We start from the raw sequence: 23,555 nt of genomic DNA on the forward strand, positions 1-23,555 counted from the left end.
TGTTTTACGAGATTTTTTTATTATTACACTTGTTCTAAACCATTTGGAGTAACCTTAAAGGAAATTTCTTTAAACTTTTTCTTATCTCCTTTTCCAACGAACTCACTATTTTTGTACCAGCTTAAACGATCTGATTCAGCATGATACACTTTTACTACATCACCATACTCGAACATCATACCATTTACTTGTTCTGCAAAATTCTTTGAAGTCTCTTGCCCTTCTGCTGTTACATGCTTTTTCTCAGTTCCGTTTTGATCATATAACGTAATTCCCATATATAATTCATTGTTAAAGTAACTATGAATTTGTTCATTTGTAGACGTTACATGTAGTTTCTTATTATCATGATTTAACGTTACAATAGAACAAACAACATTACTAAGCCCTTGATATACAATGCTATCTCCATATGTTACTTCTACTCGTACTTCTGTCACTTTCTTATTCCCAAAGCGATCCTTCGTTTCTACTTTTACCTTTTGTTCGCCAATTTTTGTTGTATTTGGTTTTTCTACAAATCCAATTACTTCTCCGTCTTTTACTTGAACAAAGTTTTTTGCATCTAATTTTTCAGCGCTTGTTCCGATTACTACTTTTTGCGGTACAGTTGTTATTTCTTGCTTAGCTTCCATTCTTTCAAAGCCGTTTTCAGTAATTTTGAAGACTAGTTCCTTTATCTCTTTATTCTTTCCTTCTCCCGCATATACACCTTTTTTGTACCAGTGTAAGCGTGAAGATTCAGCATGATACACTTTCACCACATCTCCATATTCAAACGCTAGTCCGTTTATTTCCTTAGCAAAAGCTTCTGTACTCTCCAGACCTTTTACCTCTATATTTTCCTTCTCTTTTCCCTCTCTGTTGTACAGGGTGAATTCAAAATACTTTTCATCTTCAAAGTAATCATGAATCAAATTACTTGTATCTGTCGCACTCATTTTTTTCGCATCATGATGTAACGTTACAATTGATTTCATATCGTCACCACCATAGCTTAACCCATATACAAGTAAGCTATCTCCATATGTAACTTCTAGGGGAACTTCCGTGACTTGCTTATTTCCAAAACGATCTCTTGTTTCTACTTTTACTTTTTGTTCACCAATTTTTGTTGTAATCGGTTTTTCTACAAACCCGATTACTTCTCCCTCTTTTAATTGAACAAAATCTTTTGCCTGTAATTGTTCAACATTCGTTCCAATTATCACCTTTTGTGGTACTGCCGTTACTTCTTGCATAGCTTCCATTCTCTCGAAACCTTGCTCCGTAACTTTAAAGACTACATCATGAACACCATACTCCGTATCCACCAGTTCGTTCTTTTTGTACACTTTAAATCTATCAAATTCTCTTTGGTATACTTTTACTACATCGCCGTATTCAAAGGCCATTCCATTAAATTGTTCTGCAAATACTTTCGTATTCTCCGATGCTCTTACCGATAAAGCTTTCTTCTCTTTTCCATCTTTATCATATACAGTCATCCCCATATACTTCTCATCTGCAAATGAAGTATGCATTGGACCTTCTGAATCTGTTATACTAAATTTCTTTTCTTCATGATTTAATGTAACAATCGATTTAATATTCGTTCCGCCGTGCCATGTACCGAAGAACATAATGCTATCTCCGTAAATTACTTCTACAGGAACTTCTGTCACTTTTTTATTACCAAAGCGATCTTTCGTTTCTACTTTTACTTTTTGTTCACCGATTTTCGTTGTATTCGTTTTTTCTACAAAACCTACTACTTCTCCATCTTTCATTTGAACAAAGTCTTTTGCATTTAATTTTTCAGCATCTGTCCCGATTACTACTTTTTGCGGTACTGGCGTTACTTCTTGCAACATATCCATTCTCTCGAAACCTTTATCTGTCACTTTGAAGAATAGTTCTTTTGTCCCTTTTTTTTCACCTTGGCCAGTAAAGTTATTATTTTGATACCATTTCAAGCGATTTGGTTCTGTATGGAATACTTTCACTACATCCCCATACTCGAACTGCATACCATTTACTTGCTTCGCAAAGTTCTTTGAAGTTTCTTGTCCCTCTGCTGTTACATGTTTTTTCTCTTTTCCTTCTCCATCGTATAACGTGATCCCCATGTATAGCTCTTTATTAAAATACTCATGAATTTCTCTATCCATATCAGTTGCATGGAATCTCTTCTCTTCGTGCTTTAAAGTTACAATTGAAGCAATATCATCGCCATATCCTACATATGCAATACTATCTCCATAAACCACTTCTAATGGCACTTCCGTTACTTGCTTATTTCCAAAACAATCTTTCGTTTCTACTTTTGCTGTTTGTTTTCCGACTTTTGATGTAGTTGGTTTTTCTACAAAGCCAATTACTTCTCCTTCTTTCACTTCAACAAAGTTTTTCGCTTCTAGCTTTTCTACTTCTGTTCCGACTACTACTGTTTGTGGCTTTGCTGCTACTTCTTGAAATGATTTTACTCTTTCAAATCCATTTTCAGTAATTTTGAAGAATAATTCTTTTATTTCTTTATTTTTTCCTTCTCCCACATATAAACCTTTTTGATACCAATGTAAACGTGAAGACTCTGCATGGTATACTTTCACCACATCTCCATATTCAAATGCTAATCCATTTAATTCCTTGGCAAGAACTTCTGTATTCTCCAAGCCTTTTACCGCTACATTTTTCTTCTCTCTTCCTTCTGTATCGTACAGTGTGAACTCAAAATACTTTTCATCTTTAAAGTAATCGTGAATTAAATTTTTTGTATTTGTTGCACTAAATTTTTTCGTACCATGATGTAGAGTTACGGTTGACTTCAAGTCTCCCTCCCTAGTATAGTTCAATCCATATACAAGTAGGCTATCCCCATATCCAACATTCACTACAACCGGAATTAAATTCCTATTTCCTTTTTCATCTATAATTTCTACTTTTACAGTTTTTTCTCCAACTTCAGGCTTATCTTGCATAATCACACCTGTTGTCTTTACACCTTCTCCTAAATTCTGTACAAGTTCCTTTGCTTTTTCCTCATCATATGTAGTACCGATTACCACATTTTGTATTTTTTCATTATTTGGCTCGCCATATGGAACTTCATATAACTCAGTTTGTTTTTCACGAATTGGATTGCTATCTGTAGATAACCATATTTCTTTTTCTAATTTTGGTAAATCTAATTTTTCAATCTTTTCTCTTGTAGCATCATTTGCAATTAATCCCCATTTATCAAAGAAAGGAATTAAATTTTGTCCTGCCACTTTTGACGTCATATAAATAAACATCTGCTTTTTCTCTTCATCAGATTTAGGCAGTTCTGTATCATGTAACAAACGATACATTTGATGTAAATTTGGATAGAATTGATCCCCATAGGCTAAATGCAACTGCCAAAACATAACTAATTTCTCAAATTCATTCATCTTTTCTTGTGCATCCGGTTTACCTAAATAAGCAAATGCAGCTTCATAGCGCCCCTCTTGCTCTAACCTTGTTTTATGCCCGAATGTAGTTTGAACTGCCAAAGAATAAATATTAACGGTTACTTCTCCAAGTCCATCCCATAACCAAGTGTCTTGTTGATGTTGATGTCCAACTTCATGCCAAGGCCCCCATCCATCATTGGTTAACTCTTCTAGATTTAGTACTGACTCTAAATTGCCTTTACTATAAGCTGTTCGATAATAAGTCGCATACATATAATCGTCTGTATACCAGTCTTCAACAAAATGAATGGAATGTTTACCTTGATTCGCAACACCCGCACCATCTTTTGATAAACCTGATATCTTATGTTCTATATTAATTATTTCATCGTGCTTCTTTAATAGCGCAGCTGGATCTTCTTGCTTCAAATGTTCCGCCACAGTTTCAGGATGCATAGTTAATAAACTATTTTCTCCCTTCATTTCTATTGCATATGGATCAGGGTTTTCTGCCAACATACGCTTCCAATCTTTTGTCGTATGCTTTCCTAAAATAAATAAAGGGTTTGGTGTACCACCTTTTTTCACTTTAGCGACTACTTCTGCTGTGTTGTGATAATTGTAAAAGTATAATAGTCCCCCATTTGAAGAAGAAATTTTATTCTCACCAGGATTTAAATTGAATTGTTTAGGTTCTTCTTTTTCATAAGAATATGTACCAATATAAGCTTTAATCTGTTGAGTCCCTTCTACTTGAATAACTACTTCTTCACCTGACTTTACATAAATGCCCGTTGGCTCATAAGGAGAAAAACTCATTCGACGCTGATGCAACTCACGCATCCCTTCTACATCACCTTTTGGCAGTAATTGATACACTCGCTCTTCTTGCTGTTTCTCTTTATCTTCAATCGTCATCTCTGCATACACCTTAGGTAATTCAAGTCCATATGGCGTTAATAACGTAGCTAAACAAACACCAGCTACTAATACCCTACTCGTCTTTTTCTTCGACATAATCTGTGTCCCCTGTTCCTTTATTTAGAGAAACTATTCTATATATCCATTTAATAAGAAATCCTATTATTTTTATAAAAACATTTAATGAATAGACTAACACCTCGCGCACCTGTATCAATTACTACCGCATTCCTCCCTATGTATTCGCTTTCTTACATTGTAAAATTTTTATGTAATATGCCCTCCTCACTTCTCTCTATTTGTGATGAGTTCTCTTCGTACATAAAAAGAGAATAGTAAAAGATACACTTTAGTATTGTCATCTATACATCTAAAAATAAAAATAGTAATAGAATCTTACATTTTCTTCATATATGACCATCTATAGGTAGTTTTTCCAACTGAATTGTACACGCTTTACACTTTGTTTGATAGCCTCTCCAATTAGAATAATGTTACAATTTTGTGAATAAAATCCGTTGATTGTAACGTTTAGATTTTGTTATATCTTATTATTTTAAAATACTTTTTAAAACGTTGGAATAGTGTTTCACTTGATTGATTATTATCTTGGTATATCTTTAAAGAATCCATATAGAAAAAGCATTGGCACACGCCAATGCTTTTTCATTATCTTTTTTGATTCGGTTTATGTGGCTCATTTGGAGTATACGGTTTATTTGGCGTCTGTGGCCCTTCTGGTTTCTTCCAACTTACCGCTAACTCTGGACTTGTTTTTTCTTCACTACGCTCAAGTAATACTACTGCATTTTGAATAGTCGGTGTACCTTTATGCGCAATCCCTTGTAATTTCGTTAAATTTCCTGATACTTTAAAGCTAAATCCACCAGCTGGTGTTTGTTTCGGAATTAAAATGCGGAACTTTTCCCCTACATTAAATTCTGTTTTTGTTTCGCCTTTTTCATTTACAAATTTCGCTCCCGCTGGTGCACCTGTTGCTTGCACTTTATACGTTCCGCTTTTTGCATTTGTTTCTACTGTATATAAGCCTGTTTCAAAGAAATCATTTTTTAATACTGCTTCTTGTTCTTCTGTAGGAGTTACACTCATCGTAATTTCTTGTAACTCTTCACTAGCATTTGCTTTTGCAACGATATCTTTCGTTACCTTTTCTACATTTTTATTACGGAAATCTAAATCATTAATATCGATTTGTTTTAACGCATTCCACACTGCAAGCTGCGTTGCGTAATGCGCCTCTCTCCAATCAGATACCCCTAATTCTTGTGGACTCTTTTGTGGATATCCATTCAATAGTACACGGTACACATTAATATCCACTTTCCCCATTTCCGGTAAATCTTGACCGCTTGGAGATTTCAAATCTACATTTAAGCAAAAAGCAATTTTGCCATCTGCCGTTTTAATAAGCTCTGTTCGAATTGGCTTCTTCTTGGACTTACTATAACTCCAATCCATTTGATACTTTGTATGGTCCATCACTTCTGCGAATGCTTTTTGAAGTGGGAATAACACAAATAAAACACTTAAAAACATAGCTAAAAGTTTGAACGATTGCTTTATATTCATGTTTACAGCCCCTTAATAACAAACTTAATACTAAGTAGTATTTATTTAGAAACTATTTTTATACACAAAAAAAGAGTGCAGAAAAGCACTCTTTTTTTCTTACTGTAATCTTAGAAATCGAAGTTATCAGGATCTGGGCCAACGCGGTGATTTTGATTTAACGCATCGATTTTTTCCATATCTTCTTTCGTTAATTCGAAGTTAAATACATCAGCGTTTGCAATAATACGGTGTTCTTTCGTTGATTTTGGAATTGTGATTACTCCATTTTGAAGATCCCAACGTAAAATAACTTGAGCTGTTGTTTTACCGTGTTTCTCAGCAATCTCTTGTAATGTTTCGTTATCTAATAATTGACCTTGCATTAGTGGTGACCATGCTTCCATTTGAATACCTTGTTCTTTACAGAAAGCTTGTAGTTCTTTTTGTGTTAAACGAGGGTGGTATTCTACTTGGTTAATCATTGGTTTAATTTCTGCATCTTTCATTACATCTTGTAAGTGATGGATTTGGAAGTTACTTACACCAATTGCACGTACGCGCTTTTCTTTATAAAGTGTTTCTAGCGCTCTCCATGTATCTTTATATTTTCCTTCTGAAGGCCAGTGAACAAGATATAAATCTAAATAATCTAGTCCTAATTTTTTTAGACTCTCTTCGTATGCAGCGATTGTTGTTTCATACCCTTGATCTGCGTTCCATACTTTTGAAGTAATAAATAATTCTTCTCTTGCAATACCAGTCGCTTCAATACCTGCACGAATTCCTTCACCTACAGCTTTTTCATTTCCGTAAATTGCAGCTGTATCGATGCTGCGGTATCCTGCTTTAATTGCTGATTTAATTGCTTCTACAAGTTCTGGTCCTTCTTCTACTTTAAATACACCTAAACCGAACCAAGGCATTTCTACACCATTACTTAATACTGTTTTACTTTGTAAGTTTTTCATTTTATTTTCTCTCCTTTTATTTTACTTGATCTCTTTTTTCTAATGTCATGCTCCACGCTGTTAAAATAACAGCGGCTACTACCATAAGACCGCCTACCCAAGCAGTATGGATTAATCCTAACGAATTCGTTACAAGGCCACCTATATAAGAACCTAAAGCGATTCCTCCGTTAAATGCGGCAATATTAATTGCTGAAGCAACATCAACCGCACTCGGAACAAAGCGCTCTGCCAATATAACTACATATACTTGTAGCCCCGGAACATTCATAAATGCGAATAGTCCCATGAAAATAATTGTGATTAATCCAGCTACTTTAAATGGCGCTGTAAATGTTAAAACAAATAATATAATTGCTTGAATAAGGAACATGTAAAATAGCGCTCGAATCGGATTATGATTCGATAATTTTCCGCCGACCATATTCCCTATCGCAATGGCGATTCCATACACTAATAAAATGATAGTGACAGTGCTCGCTTCAAACCCTGTTACTTCTTGTAATAGCGGTGATAAATACGTAAATGTTACGAATGTACCGCCGTATCCAAGTGCAGTAATAATGAAAACAAGTAATAGTCTTCCATTTTTAATTAGTTTGAATTGATCACGAAACGATACAGGTACACCATTTTTTAAATTAGATGGGACTAGTATGCTGTTTGCGATAAAAGCAATAATTCCAATTACGACAATCGCCATAAATGACGCTCTCCAGCCAAATTGTTGACCGATAAACGTTCCAATTGGCACACCTGTAATAGTCGCAACTGTTAATCCAGTAAACATAATCGCAATGGCGCTAGCGCGTTTATTCTCTGGTACGATCGCAGCCGCAATTGTAGATCCTATCGACATAAACACACCATGTGCAAACGCAGCTACAATCCTTGCGATAATTAATACAGTGAAGCTTGTTGCTAATGCCGCAATACCATTACCAATAATGAAAATAACCATAATCCACATTAATAATGTCTTTCTCGACATACTAGCCGTTAACGCTGTTAAGACAGGAGCTCCTACTGCCGCCCCTAACGCATATAAGGAAACAGTTAAACCAGCTGTTGTAACAGAAACATTTAAATCTTTTGAAATCGATGGTAATAAACCGACACTAATAAACTCGGTTGTACCAATCCCAAACGCACTAATTGCTAGTGCTAATAAAGCAAACATACTTCTTCGATTTGTCTGAACTTCCGAAGATGGTACTGTATATGAACTCAATTGAATTCCTCCTTATTACAAGAAATCCAATCATAATAGTGTGATAAAAAGGCCCTTTTATCTTCTAAAAAATATATTTAATCTCTACAAATGCTATTATGAATGGTTTCATTCTTTTTTTGAAGAACGCACTTTAAAGTACTATAGGCACTAAAAAGTAACATAGTCACTTTTTGGTACCGTACTACTCATTTGCCTCTTACATGTGCTATTATGAAACATATTTAACATGATAAAAAGTACGTACTTTAAAGTGCTATAGGTACTAAAAAGTAACATTTGTATGATTTAACTTATTTTACTCACAAAGGGAGGATTTCATATGAAGAAATACAATATTCCTGTAGAGGCGACTTTAGAAGTTATCGGCGGCAAATGGAAAGTTGTTATTCTTTGTCACTTAACGAAAGGTACAAAGAGAACCAGTGAATTAAAACGTTCCATGCCTGGTATTACACAAAAAATGTTAACACAGCAATTACGTGAATTAGAAGACGACGGCGTTATTCAAAGAAAAGTATACAATCAAGTCCCGCCAAAAGTAGAATATTCTCTTACTGATTACGGTTGGTCTTTAGAATCCATTCTTGATTCTCTTTGTTCTTGGGGCGAATGCCATCTTGAAAAAGAAGGTAACACATCGATGCTAATTGCGGAAGGTGAATAATAGGAAAAAGGAAAAAACGAACATGAATTTGTTCGTTTCTTCCTTTTTTTCTATATATATATGTACATTTCTAACTGAAACAAAATATTTTATACGCTTTCATACCTTGTCAGCACTACGTTATACACTCAATATCAAATAATTAGGAATCATTTTTATGTTAACATAGGTGTATATAGTATATAATATAGGATATATATTATATACACTTTCCGGTAACGGAGCTTTTCCATTATGCGGACAAGCCATGTATCGGACAGTTCATAAATAATAAGTAAGACGTTATGGTTTTAGATTTATGTTTGCAGCTTACTTGCTGTCATAAATTTAAAGGCATTTTATTGTGTTTTGTGAAACTTTGTATAAAGTTTCGTAACCGTTTACTATCTTACTTATCAAAAATAAGAGTATTGCTATCGTAAAGGAGAATTGGAGATGCCAGAAACTATGACTCAAACAAAGCCAGAACAAGAAACTGTACAAATTTCTGCTAGCCAAGGACAACTTGATGTACTTGATCAGTTATTAAAACCTGAGGTACAAGAATCATTAACAACACTAGTAGAACAGCTTCCAAAATTAACTGAGCTTGTTAACATTTTAACTAAGTCTTATGACTTCGCTCAAACTGTTGCTACTGATGAAGTATTAAAAAGCGACACTGTTGGTGCAATTACAGAGCTTGTAGAACCTGTAAAAGATACAGTGAAAAGCATGGCTGCAACTGCAATCGAAGCGAAAGATCGTGCTGACGAAAGCAACGAAGTTATCGGCCTATTCGGTCTTTTAAAATTATTAAAAGATCCACAAGCACAAAAAATGTTCCGCTTTGTGAACGCATATCTTCAAATTAGTGCAGAACGTAACAATAAATAATTTAACTTATAACAACAATTAGTAAAGACGGGGGATATCATACTATGTCAAAACAAATTGTCATCTTAGGCGCTGGTTATGGCGGTCTTCTTGCCGCTTTAAACGTACGTAAATATTACAGCAAATCAGAAGCACAAGTTACAGTGATTAACCAATACCCAACACACCAAATCATCACTGAACTACACCGCCTTGCAGCTGGTAACGTGTCTGAGCAAGCAGTTGCAATGCCACTTACAAAGCTTTTCAAAGGACAAGACATCGACCTTAAAATTGCAACAGTTGAGTCATTCTCAGTTGATAGCAAAGAAATCAAATTAGCTGGCGGCACTACTTTATCTTACGATGCACTTGTAGTTGCTTTAGGAAGTAAAACTGCTTACTTCGGTATTCCAGGACTAGAAGAAAACAGCATGGTATTAAAATCTGCTGCTGATGCAAATAAAATCTACAAACACGTTGAAGACCGTATTCGTGAATACGCGAAAACGAAAAACGAAGCTGATGCTACAATCGTAATCGGTGGTGGCGGATTAACTGGCGTTGAGCTAGTTGGTGAGCTTGCTGACATTATGCCTAAACTTGCAAAAAGCCACGGCGTAAATCCAAAAGAAGTGAAACTTCTTCTTGTTGAAGCAGGTCCAAAAATCCTTCCAGTATTACCAGACCACTTAATCGAACGTGCAACTACTAGCCTAGAAGCGCGCGGCGTTACATTCTTAACTGGTCTTCCTGTAACAAACGTTGCTGGCAACGAAATCGACTTAAAAGACGGTCAAAAACTTGTTGCTAACACATTCGTTTGGACGGGCGGCGTACAAGGTAACCCATTAATCGGTGAATCAGGTCTTGAAGTTAACCGTGGACGTGCAACAGTTGATGCATACCTACAATCTACTTCTCACAAAGACGTATTCGTTGCTGGAGACAGCGCTGTTGTCTTCGCTCCAGACGGACGTCCATACCCACCAACTGCACAAATTGCTTGGCAAATGGGTGAGTTAATTGGATACAACTTATACGCAGCACTAGAAGGCAAAGCATTAGAAGAGTTCGCACCTGTAAACTCTGGAACACTTGCTAGTCTAGGACGTAAAGATGCGGTTGCTACAATCGGAGCAAGCAATACTCCACTTAAAGGCTTACCAGCATCATTAATGAAAGAAGCAAGTAACGTTCGTTACTTATCACACATTAAAGGTCTATTCAGCTTAGCTTACTAATCTGAATATAAGCCCGAATCATGCCCTGCATGGTTCGGGCTATTTTTATCCGTAATTTTCTCTAACTTATTTATTCGTCAGAAGAATAATATAACCCTTTTAATTATCTAAATTTACTGATTATTTTATGTCCAAATTGTGTATACGAAAAGATGGAAGTATTCTTCCTACTCCCATCCTTTCACACAAACTATTCGCCTAACTTCACAAGGCTGTAGTTCTTCTTCCCTTTACGAATAATAATAAATCTTCCATCAAATGAATTTTCTACAGTAACATCCGTACCCACATCTGTTACTTTCTCACCATTCATAGAAATCGCACCATTATTAATGTCTTCACGTGCTTGTCGTCTAGATGGTTCAATTCCTAAATCGACTAGCCACTCTACGATGTTTTTCGTCTCTTTTGAAGACTGGAATGTTGGCATTTCTTTAAAGCCTTGTTCAATTTCATCAGCTGTTAACGATTTAATATCTCCGCTAAATAACGCTGCTGTAATTTTCTCAGCTTGCAGGAACGCCTCTTCTCCATGAACAAATTTCGTCATTTCTTCTGCTAACACTTTTTGCGCTTCACGTTTATGAGGTTCCGCTTCTACCTTCGTTGCTAATTCATCAATACGCTCTTTCGTTAAGAACGTAAAGTATTTCAAGTATTTAATTACGTCACGGTCATCTGTATTTACCCAGAACTGGTAAAATTCAAACGGTGTCGTTTTTTCAGGATCAAGCCAAACCGCACCACCTGCTGATTTACCAAACTTCGTACCGTCCGATTTTAATAATAACGGAATCGTTAATCCGAATACTTTCGCCTCATGACCTTCTAACTTACGAATTAAATCTAAACCACTCGTAATATTTCCCCATTGGTCACTACCACCAATTTGAAGTTGAACATCCTCTTTCGTGTATAAATGATGGAAGTCCATCGCTTGCAAAATTTGGTACGTGAATTCCGTGAAAGAAATACCTGTATCTAAACGGCTTGCTACAATATCCTTCGCTAACATGCTATTGATGCTAAAGTTTTTCCCGTAATCACGTAAAAACTCAATAATATTTATTTCATGTGTCCAATCATAGTTATTTACCATCTTCACTTCGCTATTTCCACCAAAATCAAATAGCTTTTTCATTTGTGCTGTTAACGCATCTACATTATGCTGAACCACTTCTAACGTTTGAAGTTGACGCTCTGATTGTCGTCCACTCGGATCACCAATTGTTCCTGTTGCCCCGCCAATTAAAATAACAGGATGATGACCAGCTAATTGGAATCTCTTCATCATCATAAACGGAATCAAATGTCCAATATGCATACTATCACCAGTCGGATCAACTCCGCAGTATAGCGAAATCTTTTTCTCTTCTACTAGCTTACGTAAACCTTCTTCGTCAGTCTGCTGATTAACGGCGCCGCGCCATTCTAATTCATCAATAATATTCATCTTTTGTCATCCCCTTTATTTTTTAAAAACAAAAAGCCCCTATGTCTACGATAGACATAGGGACGATTATTCACCGTGTTACCACCCAGTTTGCATAAATAGCATAGCTACTCATACCACTCTTAGCAATAATATCGATTGCTAGTCCGCTTAGCATTACCTAAGATACTCCAGAGTGTAATTCGCAAGTTTGTTTGTGCTAGGTTCCAGCAACCCCTAGCTCTCTCGTTAACAGTGACAAACTGCTACTGGGCTCTTTCAACGTATGTTATTTGTTAAATTATTAGCCATTATATTGAATTGAAAACAAATTGTCAACAATACCCAAATATTATTTTGAAATAATTCATATCTTCATACGTATTTTGTTATTCCTTATCTTCTCCAATAATCCTTACTTCTCGCTCCAACTTCACGCCAAATTTCTCTTCAACTGTCTTTTGTACGAAGTGAATTAAATCGATGTAATCTTGTGCTGTTCCGTTATCAACATTCACCATAAACCCAGCGTGTTTTAAAGAAACTTCTACTCCACCAATTCGCTTACCTTGTAGTCCTGAGTCTTGAATTAACTTACCAGCAAAGTTATTTGGTGGGCGCTTAAATACGCTACCACATGAAGGATATTCTAGAGGCTGTTTTGACTCACGTTTAAACGTTAAATCATCCATTTTTGCTTTAATTTCTTCATGTACACCTTCTTCAAGTTCAAATCTCGCTTCAAGAATAATGTAATGGTTGTTCGCAAATACACTCTTACGATATCCAAATTCAAATGCTTCTTTCGTCAAAGTACGTAGCTCTCCATCACCTGTCATTACGACAGCTTCTGTTAATACAAACGAAATTTCACCGCCGTATGCACCAGCATTCATATATAATGCTCCGCCAACTGAACCTGGAATACCACAAGCAAACTCAAGACCCGTTAAGTTATGGTCTAAGGCAATACGTGATACGTCAATAATTGCTGCACCACACTGTGCTACAATCGTCGTTCCTGTTACAGTAACACCTGTAATATGAATTAAACTTACTGTAATCCCGCGAATTCCACCATCTTTAATAATGACATTCGATCCATTTCCTAAAAACGTAACTGGAATATTATATTCGTTCGCATATTTGATAACTTCTTGAATTTCATCATAATTTGTAGGCGCAACAAAAACATCTGCTTTTCCGCCAACTTTAATATGCGTATGATTCTTTAACATTTCATCTTGTTTAACATGTCCTTCAGGCAATACCGTACTTAAATATTTATAAACCTCTTGCATATTCATTTTACGATTCCTCTATTTCTATATTCATTTTATCCCGTTATACGGGCCCATAATATCCCCACGTACATGAAAGAACCTAAAGTGGTGGATACAGTGTACCCAAAATCAATTCGAGACACCTATAAACCTCTTAATTTATAAGAGGTGCCACTCATATTAAAATATATATTGCATAATAAAGCAACCCAAATGGACTACTAAACTTGACATGTCATCAGAAAGACAACAATTTGTAAAATATGTGACTTTTTCAAAACACTATCCCTCAGTATCTTACTATACCACACAAAAAGAAAGTGGTATTTTTTTGTACTTTTTACTTTATTTACATCAATAAAAAAAGAGCACATCCCACAGAATGCGCTCTTTCTATACTCTTTATATTACTTTTCGTTCTCTTCTTTTTCTTTATCAAACCATAACAGCTCATCGTTATCAACTTCACCATTATAATTGATTAAAATTTCTTCTCCTGCTTTTATATCCTTATAAGCATAGAAGTTAAACGTATGGTTCTCGAAGACAATATCATACGTTGCATTCGGTGTATATGAATGATTGAATAACATACCGTATCCTAAAAGGATTGCCGTATGATTGATTCCATACTCAAATGCGTAGTCAGCAAGTAATGTTTTCTCAATGTGTTCATGCTGTTCATTCGGATAAGAGATAACTGGTGCTGCGTGTATCAACTCACCTTTTTTAATATCACGAGTTGCAAATACACCTCTATTAAATTCTCCATCACTAAGTTCAGAAGTCTTAACTTCGATCATATGCGTCACCTATTTAATTCTTTCTTTGAAGTATTTTAATTCCGCTATTAGCTGAATTTTATCTCCTTAAGCTTGGCAGAAAACGCGCAGAAAAGCAATTAAATTCCTATCAAGTATTCGTTTCAATGAAAAAAGAGCACATCATTCGTGCTCTTTCCAAGCAATATTACTTTTCTAAAATATCTTCTAACAACTTCACTTGCTCGCTAACAGTTTGTAACGTCTTCACTGACGTATCATTTCGATGTTTTTCTTCTTCCACACTCGCTAGCACTTCTTCTGTAGCTGTAGAAGTTTGCTGAATTACGTTAGAAGCATGCGTAACATCCTTTACGATATTCGTTGTTTTAACTTGGAAACTTTCTTGATGAACAACAACCTCTCGCATTACTTCATTAATCGCATCAATAAACTTCCCTAAATCAGTTACATTTGTTAAAACGCTTGCTAACATCTCGTTACATTCTTCTTGTACTCTTTCTGACTTCTCTACCTGCACTTCTACCTTACTTGCTTGATTACTAAACTCCTTCAAAATCCCTTGAATTCTTCCCGCAGAACGATTTGATTCTTCAGCAAGCTTTAACACTTCACTCGCTACAATAGCAAAACCTTTTCCATGCTCGCCTGCCCTCGCAGCTTCAATATTTGCATTTAAAGCTAGCAAACTCGTCTGACTTGAAATATTCGTTATTACATCTACAATTTCATTAATTTGTTTCGATTGCATCATTAAATCTCTAAATATAATTCCAGACTGTGAAACAACATCATTTAAACTTCTCATGTTAGTTTCAAAATTTCTTAGAGTATGTACACTACCTTTTGAAATTTCTAAGCTTTCATCCACACGAGCCGATGCAGTTCTTACTTGAGAGATGATTTGTTCAATATTTCCCTCCATATCATTCAATACTTCTACCGAACGATACATCATCTCTGATTGTGATTGCGTACCAACTGCCACCTCTTCAAAGGCAAAATTAATTTCACTCATCGATTCCATCGACGTGTTCATATTTTGTCTTAAATGATTGAAATTACTATCTAGTTTCACAACTGTTTCTTCAATAAGTCTTTGCGTCTCTTCTAACTCCTGAGCTTTTCTCATTACTTCTTGCTTCTCATCACTTAAACGAAGGAGCAGATTAGAACCAATTTTCGTGACGCCCCACATAGCGATTGTTACAATCGCTAACAAACTTGCGAAATTAGCAGCTTCAGACGAGGCTGTATAAGCAAAAAATTGCTCCGGCCAATAGCTACAAAGGATAAATGTGATCACAACAGCTACCCCGCCAAGAATTAAAATGAGACGCTCACTTAAGTAAATAAGTGAAACAGCTAATGTAAAATAGACCATTTGAAATACAGCCGGGCTTTCATTAAAAGCTTGTACCATAATGTAAGACATTGTAAGCAACATAAATGTCATGATATATTTATACGCTGATTCCATACTTTTTATAAAAGTAAACAGCGTTCCAAATGCAACGACAGAAATACCACAAATCCAAAACGCTATGGCTCTCTCTGTAAAAATATATCCATAATACCCAATTGCGATTATCCCAAGAAAGAAACTACAAATCGTTATAAACAGTAATAAATGATTTTTCTGTGATTCTTTCTCAAGGTTAGAAAAACAAGTCCTCTTTAACCAATCCATATGAAGCCCCACCTTCTACTTATACATATCAATTACTTCAGTTTAAATACCGCACTTACTGGGTTATGATCGCTATTTTCAAACTTTAAATCTTTCCCTTGTACATTTACAATCTCTACATTCGGTGAAACGATAAAGCCATCAATAATAGTGACGAAATTTTCACCTTCTACATATTTCTTTACATCATCTCTCACAGTCATAACAGACGGATCTACAGCCCACTTAAAGCCACCGTCTGTAAAGTCCTTCGGTAACTCTACTAACCACTCAGGGCGCTCTTTCACGAACTTCGGATCACTTAATTGAGCGTTTGAAACTAATTGATTCCAATCTCCGCCCATTATTACGTAATCACCATTTTCATAATGCTTGTTCATATATTCTTTTAAGTACTCTACTTGCTGTTTTCTAATTTTCCCGCCTTCATCATAAGCAGACAAATGTAAATTTACGAGTCTAACATGTTTTCCATTATTAACAGGAATTTTATATTCCACAATTGCTCGATCTAAATCAAACAAACGCTTTGGCCAAGGCTCCATTCCAGGCAGCTGGAACCTCTTCGCTTCTTGAACAGTGTATTTAGAAAACGTACTTAATCCAGCCTCCGCATATCCCATTGGATTTGTTATTGGCACTGGAACCCATTTCGTATCGTAGTTCTTGCCAAATGACGAAACATAATCAGGTAATCCTTTTTTCAAAAATTCATGTTCATTTACATCAAATGAACGAAGTGACTTTATATCAACTTCTTGTAATAGTGCAAAATCACTATTCTCATTTTGTAAAAACGAAAGCATATTCTTTAAATTAGTTTCCGTTTGCTCTTTACTACTTGAACCAGATCCCTTTCCACCATCCATAAAGAAATCTTGATCCTTATCTAACCCAGCATATCCAATATTAAATGTTGTAACTTTAAACTCATTTCCAGTCGCTAATACGCGCTCCTTATTATTCTCTACCTTCAAGCTTATAACATCAGCAGGCTGTTCTTTAGTAAGTGTCATATAAGCTAGAAATCCTCCTACAATGCCCGCTACTACTAAAACACATGTAAATACGATTTTTAAAAATTTCTTCAAATAAATGACTCCTTTTCACGCAAATTTATTTTTCTTTATTTTCAGTCAAATAAAACAAAACGACACACATAAGAAACATTTTATCATAATTAAAACCGTATATCACTATATTTAGTTGATAAGTAATCAATACCATTTTAATTACTTAAAAAGCCTTCAGACATCAAAAAAAGAAAAGTTACACCCTCCTCCTCACTGGAAATTAAACGGTATATTTAGTACACTATATGTAATAATCATAGGCGATGGAGTTCGCCATAAACGCTGCTTAGCTAATGACTCCTACCAGTATGGATACTGGTAGGAGTCTATTTTTTTGAGCAAGCTATTTAAAGAGGTGAGAAAATTGATTTATATTATCGTTGGCATTGCTGGTATATTAGGAGCTCTTTCTCGTTATTATTTAGGTCTTAATATCAACACATTTTGGCATCATTCATTTCCATTGGCAACATTACTCATTAACTTAATCGGTTGCTTTTTCTTAGCGTGGCTAACTACTTATATCGCTCGGCTAAACATCTTACCTTCAGAGGTTATCACAGGCATCGGAACTGGATTCATCGGTTCCTTTACGACTTTTTCAACATTTAGTGTAGAAACTGTGCAATTGATCAATCATTCTGAGTGGAGCATAGCCTTCTTATATGTATCATGCAGCATACTTGGTGGCCTCATTATGTCTGGCCTTGGCTATACACTTGGAGATTTCTTAATTAAGAAATCTCTTACAGAAGGTGATTACTCATGATAGAAGCTTTATTAGTCGCAACAGGAGGATTTTTCGGTGCGATTACACGATTTGCAATTAGCAATTGGTTTAAGAAAAGAAATAAAACACAATTTCCACTTGCTACATTCCTTATTAATATAACAGGGGCGTTTTTACTTGGATATATAATTGGCAACGGGGTCACTACAGGCTGGCAACTATTATTAGGTACTGGATTTATGGGTGCATTCACTACATTTTCTACGTTTAAACTAGAAGCTGTTCAACTTCTCAATCGAAAAAATATTAGCACTTTCCTTTTATACTTAAGCGCTACTTACATAATTGGTATCCTCTTCGCATTCCTTGGAATGAAGCTAGGCGGAATATAAAAAAAAAGCGACTCTATTGAGTCGCTTTTTTTCATAAGAAGTATGTTCCGCCATATGGAATGGAAAATATACCAGCTGGATGTACATCGTAATGTACAATTTGCATCGGAAGCTGTGAATACGGCATATACTGATTTTGCATCATTTGTGCAAAATATACTTGTTGTTGCATTTGAATAGCTTGATTCATAGCATGAATTGTTCCCTGTGCCCCAGCCAGCGTAATAGCTGCTCCTACTTGTCTTCCATTATAAAAATGATGGTTCATCATGATTCATCTCACTTATTCTTTTTCTTCCATATGGTATGTTTCTATTTCATAGTGAGTGTTTCGTCCCTATTGGTAACCCCTATTTATTGCCCTTTTTCAGCTTTGAAGTAATAAATCCAAATAATAATACACCAATACCACTAAGGAATAATACATAACTTATCGGTACTAGGAAAAAGAAAGGTTCTTCAAGGAATCCATCCGCTCCTACTTTACTGTTTGAAGCATGTATAGTTAAAGAAATAATCGCTAAAATCATGAAAGAAATAGCTACTACGTATTTATTTTTCATCATATACTCTCCTTTAATTCTCACTGATTTTATTACCATCATAATACGCCTGAAATTATTAAAAATCAACAATTATTTATCGTTTTGCAATAAAAATGTTTTTTCGCATCACAAAAAAGCTACAGATAATATTTTATCTATAGCTCTTCCAGTCAGTTATTTTGTGCCAAAGTATGCCTTTTGGAACATACACATTCTTATCGCATTATGATAATTACCATCAACGAAAAACTCATCGATAAGCTCACCTTCTATCATAAACCCAACTTTTTTATAAACATGTACTGCTTTTTCATTTTCCTTATCTACAACTAAATAAATCTTATGCATATTTAGTACGGAAAAAGCGTAATCCATTGCTAAACGCGTCGCATCCACTGCATAACCATATCCTTGATAATTCGGATCAATAATAATTTGGAATTCTGTTCTACGATGAATATAATCGATTTCTACTAACTCAACTAATCCAACCATTTCATTGTCTTTCTCAACGATAAATCGGCGTTCGCTTTGATCATGTATATGTTTATCGTATAAGTCTTGCAGCTCCACAAATGCCTCATATGGCTCTTCAAACCAATACGACATAATATGCGCATTATTATTCAGTTCGTGTACGAACTTTAAATCTTCTCGTTCCAATGGACGTAACTTCAATTCCTGATTCATTCCTATAACCTCCAAGTAAAAGAAACCTCTTCACTTAATTTCTCAATTTTTTTCGATTTCAAACGCCCTAATTTCATTGTAAACTTTCAAGCAACTTGAAGGTCAAGATATAAAAAAGTAGTGCAAACTTATGTCTGCACTACTACTCTTTTCTCAAATCTCTCATATTCGATATGTATAAAGCAATAACTAAAACAAGAATTGCTCCTGCGTATAATAACGTCTCCATCGGTTCCTCATGAGACACAATAATCAATCGAATTAAGGCCGTAATTCCGATATAAATAAAATAACGTAACGGGAAATGATAGTTCGATTTAAAATACTTAATAATTAATGCAATGAACTCGAAGTATAAGAAATAGACGATGATACTTTCAACCAATTTATAAGACGTATACTCTTTTGCCGAAAAAATATACTGCACAAACGTAATTGTCTCATTCACTAAGAAAATCGATAACACAATGGATAATATAATTAAAGCTATATTTAATATCCATTGCAAAACGCTAGCTATAACATGATCGATATTAAATGACTTCATTTTCTCTTTAGACTCCCCTTCGTATAAGTACTTATTTATTATAGCAAAATTACGATTGGAAAGAAGTTAAATCATATATTCGTCCTTTGTTGTTTCCAGTGTAGGGGAGATTTAGTGTGTGGAGAATTCTGTTTACAACCATACCCGACGAAACATGGAGAAACTCTTTCAAATTACCGTTCGTACATGTCGTACTAATGAGCAATGCATAATCTCGTATAGCATCCTCATGTGCCACTTTTGAAAAATCTTTACAACTTGTACAACGCCAGCCCTTCTTCACTTTAACCATTGGAATAACTAAGCATTTCTCACATTGTACTCCATTTAACAACTCCTCTTTTTCTATTTTATATTGCTCAAGTATATTTTGTTGAAGTGGAGAATGCTCCGTTAATATTTGATGAATGAGCCTATCTACATTATCTATAACTTTTCTCTTATATTTACTTTCAAACCACTTTATTTTATGAGGTAAATTTGCACTATGAATAATTGTATGAAGAAGATTGTCATCTGAAGATTTTATAATGGTACGAGGCGAGCTAATAACAACGAGGGACTCGATTGGAAGACTAGAGGAAAATCCATGTAAGCTTAACCATTTCTTTAATTGTATTTCTTGCCTTTTTATTTGTAAAACCGGATCTGGAAATCCCTCTGAATTTCCTTCTGTTATTCGGATAAGTTGATTAAACTTTGCATCAAACATTAATGTACCTGCTATATTTTTTATCTCAAGAAAAAGAAGAAACTTTGTGGAAATGATAATAGTATCAATTTGAAAGTATTGATCATGATTAGATAAGCGAACATCATGTAAAACACTATACTCTTTCTCAGAAATAAAACTAAGTGGATAATCAATTGCTTGCTCCCCTTTATACCCCGCCATGTGTTTTGCCAAGTTTTCTCCAATTAAATTTCGTTTTGGATGATGTACAGGTAACCTTCTAAGCAGTGCTTCTAACTGTCTTATATAAATCGGCATTTTTCTTTCTTTCACAATCACCTCAAACACCCCTTTACAAATATATCAACGATTTTTTCAATATATCTATCATAACTCACAATATATCAACGATTTTTCCAATATATCTATCACAACTCACAATATATCAACGATTTTTCCAATATATCGATCGGTCGACAATATCTGACACTACCTCACTCCAATCACTCACAGCATATCCTAGAAAAACACCTTCAGCAAAAACTTAAAATCGTATTTCCTCATAAAAAAACCATAACCCGATCCTCCAGCAAAGTTATGGTTTTTAACCCTGCAATGTCACTCTATCTATAACTTTGCCGTGAAGTCCACAAAATCCATTTGTACTTATAGCAACTTTCACTTTTTTCACACTGAAACTATATACCCCAAAATCGTTTCACAACGTTATTACTTCCGCATAGCTACAATTAGCAATTACATTATTATTAGCGGCTTTCCTTCTTCTTTACAATGTATTTTTTGGATTACTCGTAGGCACTACAGCAAGCTAGCAATTTTTTATAAATATGAACAAATTTTAGGAATTAGTTTATCTTTTTTTAATGTTTTATTTAGAGGCAGTTTATAGTCGGGTATTAACATAAGAAACGTAGCAACTAAGTTCATATATGACGCACTGCTACTATAATCGCTAACCGTACTACTTGAAATCATAAAATAAGGAGACGATAAAACATGAACAAAAAAGCAAAAGCACTATCATCCGTATTGCTCGGATTCACATTAGCATTAACAGGGTGTGCTGGTACTAAAGCTGAAGAAAATCATGGGAAACAAAAACAAGAACAAGTTGCTAAAGAAACAAAAAAGGAAAATAAATTAACTAAAGGGCAAAAAATGGCTAATATTCTTAGCGAGACAAATTGGCAAGGTACACGAGTGTATGACAAAGATAAGAATGACTTAACAAAAGAGAATGCAAACTTCATTGGTCTTGCAAAATATGATGCGAAGTCAGGCAGATATGAATTTTTTGATGCTAAAACAGGTGCAAGTCGTGGCGATAAAGGAACCTTCTTTGTCACAAATGATGGGAAGAAGAGAATATTAATTTCAGAATCAATGAAGTATCAAGCTGTCGTTGACATGACAAAACTAAACAAAAATGTATTTACTTATAAACGAATGGGGAAAGACGCTAACGGTAAAGATGTAGAAGTTTTCGTTGAACATGTCCCATATAAAGAAAAAGAACTTTCTTTCACTGATCCGGACAAGCAGCTGAACACGACTACAGGAGATATTGTTAAAAACGTTGATGGAGATAAAATTCTAGGCGGTACCCTTTGGCACGGAACAAAGGTATTAGACGAAGCTGGTAACGATGTAACACAGTTTAATTCGAATTTTATAAGTTTAGCAAAATTTGATGACAAATCTAATAAATATGAGTTCTTCAATAGCGAAACAGGTCAAAGCCGCGGTGATTATGGCTACTTCGATGTTGTACACGAAAATAAAATAAGAGCCCATGTTTCAATTGGAAATAATAAATACGGTGCTGCTCTTGAGCTTACTGAACTAAATAAGAATAAATTTACGTATAAAAGAACTGGTAAAGACCAAACTGGTAAGGATATAACTATATTCGTTGAACATGAACCTTATAAAGGTGATATGAAACCACAATTTAGTTTTTAATTGATTTGATTAAAAATCTACTTTTTATATTCGAAACATGAATTAGTATACGCTGACCGTTTTGTTCAGCGTATACTATTTTTTACATTGAATAACCACTACAGCTCATCAATTACTTTCGTTAGCTTTTGAAGCGCTGATAAAAGGTTTGTTAACTCTTCAGGTGATAAACTTGCATAATATTTTTCAGAAACCTGTTGCATATATGCGTCCATTTCTTTTTTATATAACAAGCCTTTCTCACCTAATTCAACTGAAAATGCACGTTTATCTTCTGCATGTTGCCTTCTGAAAATATATCCTTCCGTTTCAAGTTTCACTAACTGCTGGCTAATGGCACTTTTCGTCACATTCATTTTTTCAGCTAACTCTTTAGGAGTGGATGATGGGTACCTAATAATTAATGTTAACAACGTATATTGCTGATTATTTAAATTAAAATTCGTATAAGATCTTTCTTTCGTTTCAAGTAATATCCATAGTTCTTCAAGTGTTTGATTGATTTCCTCAGCTATATTTTTATTTATCATACTTCTCTCTCTCACCTTTTCTTCTCCAATTTTTCGGGTTTAAATACTTTTTATATTTTGCCACCACTTCTTTTCCAACAAAGACAGCACCTATCAAAAATAGAATTTCTCCTATTACTATACACCCTGGAATGACAATGGTCTTTACCTGCGTCGAAAGTGAAGTAAATGGTATGATTAAAGCACTTCCCCAAAGTAGAACATATATGATTAGAAGTCCTATTCCAATTTTAAAAAGCAATGGCTTTTTTTGTTTATTTTCGTTTGAAATTATTTCTTTTTCCATTTCAAAACCCCCGAATACAATTTGATTTAGTTTACTTAACTAAAC

22 protein-coding genes, 1 riboswitch and 1 other annotated feature are annotated in these 23,555 nt (G+C 34.9%); of the genes, 6 read left to right on the plus strand and 16 right to left on the minus strand.

Annotated features, from left to right (window positions below; genetic code table 11):
• Positions 1-23 precede the first annotated feature (23 nt).
• The 4 genes from GBN91_RS14485 to GBN91_RS14500 all read right to left on the minus strand — a co-directional run bounded on the left by GBN91_RS14485 (position 24) and on the right by GBN91_RS14500 (position 8,057).
• Positions 24-4,433: a putative mucin/carbohydrate-binding domain-containing protein gene (locus GBN91_RS14485; protein ID WP_152121649.1), complete on the minus strand. Its 4,410-nt coding sequence runs from the start codon at positions 4,431-4,433 to the stop codon at positions 24-26.
• A gap of 573 nt (positions 4,434-5,006) precedes the next feature.
• Positions 5,007-5,927, minus strand: coding sequence for a thioester domain-containing protein (locus tag GBN91_RS14490; RefSeq protein WP_152121651.1), 921 nt, complete (start codon positions 5,925-5,927; stop codon positions 5,007-5,009).
• A gap of 110 nt (positions 5,928-6,037) precedes the next feature.
• Positions 6,038-6,877, minus strand: a complete 840-nt coding sequence (locus GBN91_RS14495) for an aldo/keto reductase (RefSeq protein ID WP_000793568.1) — start codon at positions 6,875-6,877, stop codon at positions 6,038-6,040.
• Between the two features lie 16 nt (positions 6,878-6,893).
• Positions 6,894-8,057, minus strand: coding sequence for an MFS transporter (locus tag GBN91_RS14500; protein ID WP_176328012.1), 1,164 nt, complete (start codon positions 8,055-8,057; stop codon positions 6,894-6,896).
• A gap of 373 nt (positions 8,058-8,430) precedes the next feature.
• Between GBN91_RS14500 and GBN91_RS14505 the strand changes: the two genes are divergently transcribed.
• From GBN91_RS14505 to GBN91_RS14515, 3 genes are all read left to right on the plus strand, one after another.
• Positions 8,431-8,775, plus strand: a complete 345-nt coding sequence (locus GBN91_RS14505; protein ID WP_000760481.1) for a winged helix-turn-helix transcriptional regulator — start codon at positions 8,431-8,433, stop codon at positions 8,773-8,775.
• A 435-nt stretch (positions 8,776-9,210) separates the two neighbouring features.
• Positions 9,211-9,651: a DUF1641 domain-containing protein gene (locus GBN91_RS14510; protein ID WP_001115309.1), complete on the plus strand. Its 441-nt coding sequence runs from the start codon at positions 9,211-9,213 to the stop codon at positions 9,649-9,651.
• Between the two features lie 44 nt (positions 9,652-9,695).
• Complete coding sequence (locus tag GBN91_RS14515) at positions 9,696-10,874, plus strand: NAD(P)/FAD-dependent oxidoreductase (protein WP_006918768.1); 1,179 nt, start codon at positions 9,696-9,698, stop codon at positions 10,872-10,874.
• A 190-nt stretch (positions 10,875-11,064) separates the two neighbouring features.
• Here GBN91_RS14515 and tyrS read toward each other — a convergent pair whose 3' ends face one another.
• From tyrS to GBN91_RS14540, 5 genes are all read right to left on the minus strand, one after another.
• On the minus strand, positions 11,065-12,327 hold the full coding sequence (gene tyrS, locus GBN91_RS14520; RefSeq protein WP_001021096.1) for a tyrosine--tRNA ligase: 1,263 nt from the start codon (positions 12,325-12,327) through the stop codon (positions 11,065-11,067).
• A gap of 55 nt (positions 12,328-12,382) precedes the next feature.
• Positions 12,383-12,598, minus strand: a binding site (T-box leader).
• 97 nt (positions 12,599-12,695) lie between these two features.
• Entirely contained in the window at positions 12,696-13,613 is a 918-nt protein-coding gene (gene murB, locus GBN91_RS14525) for a UDP-N-acetylmuramate dehydrogenase (protein WP_001057102.1), read from the minus strand.
• Between the two features lie 383 nt (positions 13,614-13,996).
• Positions 13,997-14,392, minus strand: coding sequence for an SET domain-containing protein (locus GBN91_RS14530; protein WP_000573649.1), 396 nt, complete (start codon positions 14,390-14,392; stop codon positions 13,997-13,999).
• Positions 14,393-14,558: 166 nt separating this feature from the next.
• Complete coding sequence (locus tag GBN91_RS14535; protein ID WP_016123730.1) at positions 14,559-16,061, minus strand: DUF4077 domain-containing protein; 1,503 nt, start codon at positions 16,059-16,061, stop codon at positions 14,559-14,561.
• A gap of 32 nt (positions 16,062-16,093) precedes the next feature.
• Positions 16,094-17,152, minus strand: a complete 1,059-nt coding sequence (locus GBN91_RS14540) for an endonuclease/exonuclease/phosphatase family protein (protein ID WP_000714051.1) — start codon at positions 17,150-17,152, stop codon at positions 16,094-16,096.
• A gap of 232 nt (positions 17,153-17,384) precedes the next feature.
• Positions 17,385-17,444: riboswitch (Fluoride riboswitch) on the plus strand.
• A gap of 54 nt (positions 17,445-17,498) precedes the next feature.
• On the opposite strand from GBN91_RS14540, the gene crcB (GBN91_RS14545) reads away from it, so the two are divergent.
• Positions 17,499-17,903 (plus strand): fluoride efflux transporter CrcB, encoded by a 405-nt coding sequence (crcB, locus tag GBN91_RS14545; protein ID WP_000639312.1) that lies wholly within the window; start codon positions 17,499-17,501, stop codon positions 17,901-17,903.
• Positions 17,900-18,256, plus strand: a complete 357-nt coding sequence (crcB, locus tag GBN91_RS14550; RefSeq protein WP_000568587.1) for a fluoride efflux transporter CrcB — start codon at positions 17,900-17,902, stop codon at positions 18,254-18,256. Before crcB (GBN91_RS14545) ends, crcB (GBN91_RS14550) begins: the two co-directional genes overlap by 4 nt.
• 31 nt (positions 18,257-18,287) lie before the next feature.
• Here crcB (GBN91_RS14550) and GBN91_RS14555 read toward each other — a convergent pair whose 3' ends face one another.
• From GBN91_RS14555 to GBN91_RS14575, 5 genes are all read right to left on the minus strand, one after another.
• Complete coding sequence (locus GBN91_RS14555) at positions 18,288-18,527, minus strand: DUF3947 family protein (RefSeq protein ID WP_025709820.1); 240 nt, start codon at positions 18,525-18,527, stop codon at positions 18,288-18,290.
• A gap of 79 nt (positions 18,528-18,606) precedes the next feature.
• Entirely contained in the window at positions 18,607-18,858 is a 252-nt protein-coding gene (locus tag GBN91_RS14560; RefSeq protein ID WP_152121653.1) for a DUF3955 domain-containing protein, read from the minus strand.
• A gap of 117 nt (positions 18,859-18,975) precedes the next feature.
• Positions 18,976-19,491: a spermidine N1-acetyltransferase gene (gene speG / locus GBN91_RS14565; protein WP_001071090.1), complete on the minus strand. Its 516-nt coding sequence runs from the start codon at positions 19,489-19,491 to the stop codon at positions 18,976-18,978.
• A 142-nt stretch (positions 19,492-19,633) separates the two neighbouring features.
• Positions 19,634-20,038: a phosphate-starvation-inducible protein PsiE gene (gene psiE / locus GBN91_RS14570; protein WP_000834708.1), complete on the minus strand. Its 405-nt coding sequence runs from the start codon at positions 20,036-20,038 to the stop codon at positions 19,634-19,636.
• A gap of 49 nt (positions 20,039-20,087) precedes the next feature.
• Complete coding sequence (locus tag GBN91_RS14575) at positions 20,088-21,044, minus strand: nuclease-related domain-containing protein (protein WP_086388955.1); 957 nt, start codon at positions 21,042-21,044, stop codon at positions 20,088-20,090.
• 684 nt (positions 21,045-21,728) lie between these two features.
• Here GBN91_RS14575 and GBN91_RS14580 point away from each other — a divergent pair.
• Positions 21,729-22,694: a DUF4822 domain-containing protein gene (locus GBN91_RS14580; protein ID WP_001034144.1), complete on the plus strand. Its 966-nt coding sequence runs from the start codon at positions 21,729-21,731 to the stop codon at positions 22,692-22,694.
• Between the two features lie 98 nt (positions 22,695-22,792).
• On the opposite strand, the gene GBN91_RS14585 is transcribed toward GBN91_RS14580, so the two are convergent.
• Positions 22,793-23,224: a MarR family winged helix-turn-helix transcriptional regulator gene (locus GBN91_RS14585; protein WP_000608841.1), complete on the minus strand. Its 432-nt coding sequence runs from the start codon at positions 23,222-23,224 to the stop codon at positions 22,793-22,795.
• Positions 23,214-23,510, minus strand: coding sequence for a transporter suffix domain-containing protein (locus tag GBN91_RS14590; protein WP_000409981.1), 297 nt, complete (start codon positions 23,508-23,510; stop codon positions 23,214-23,216). Before GBN91_RS14590 ends, GBN91_RS14585 begins: the two co-directional genes overlap by 11 nt.
• Positions 23,511-23,555 lie beyond the last annotated feature (45 nt).

It is taken from the genome of Bacillus sp. B1-WWTP-T-0.5-Post-4 (assembly GCF_009183795.1).
Taxonomy (GTDB): domain Bacteria; phylum Bacillota; class Bacilli; order Bacillales; family Bacillaceae_G; genus Bacillus_A; species Bacillus_A cereus.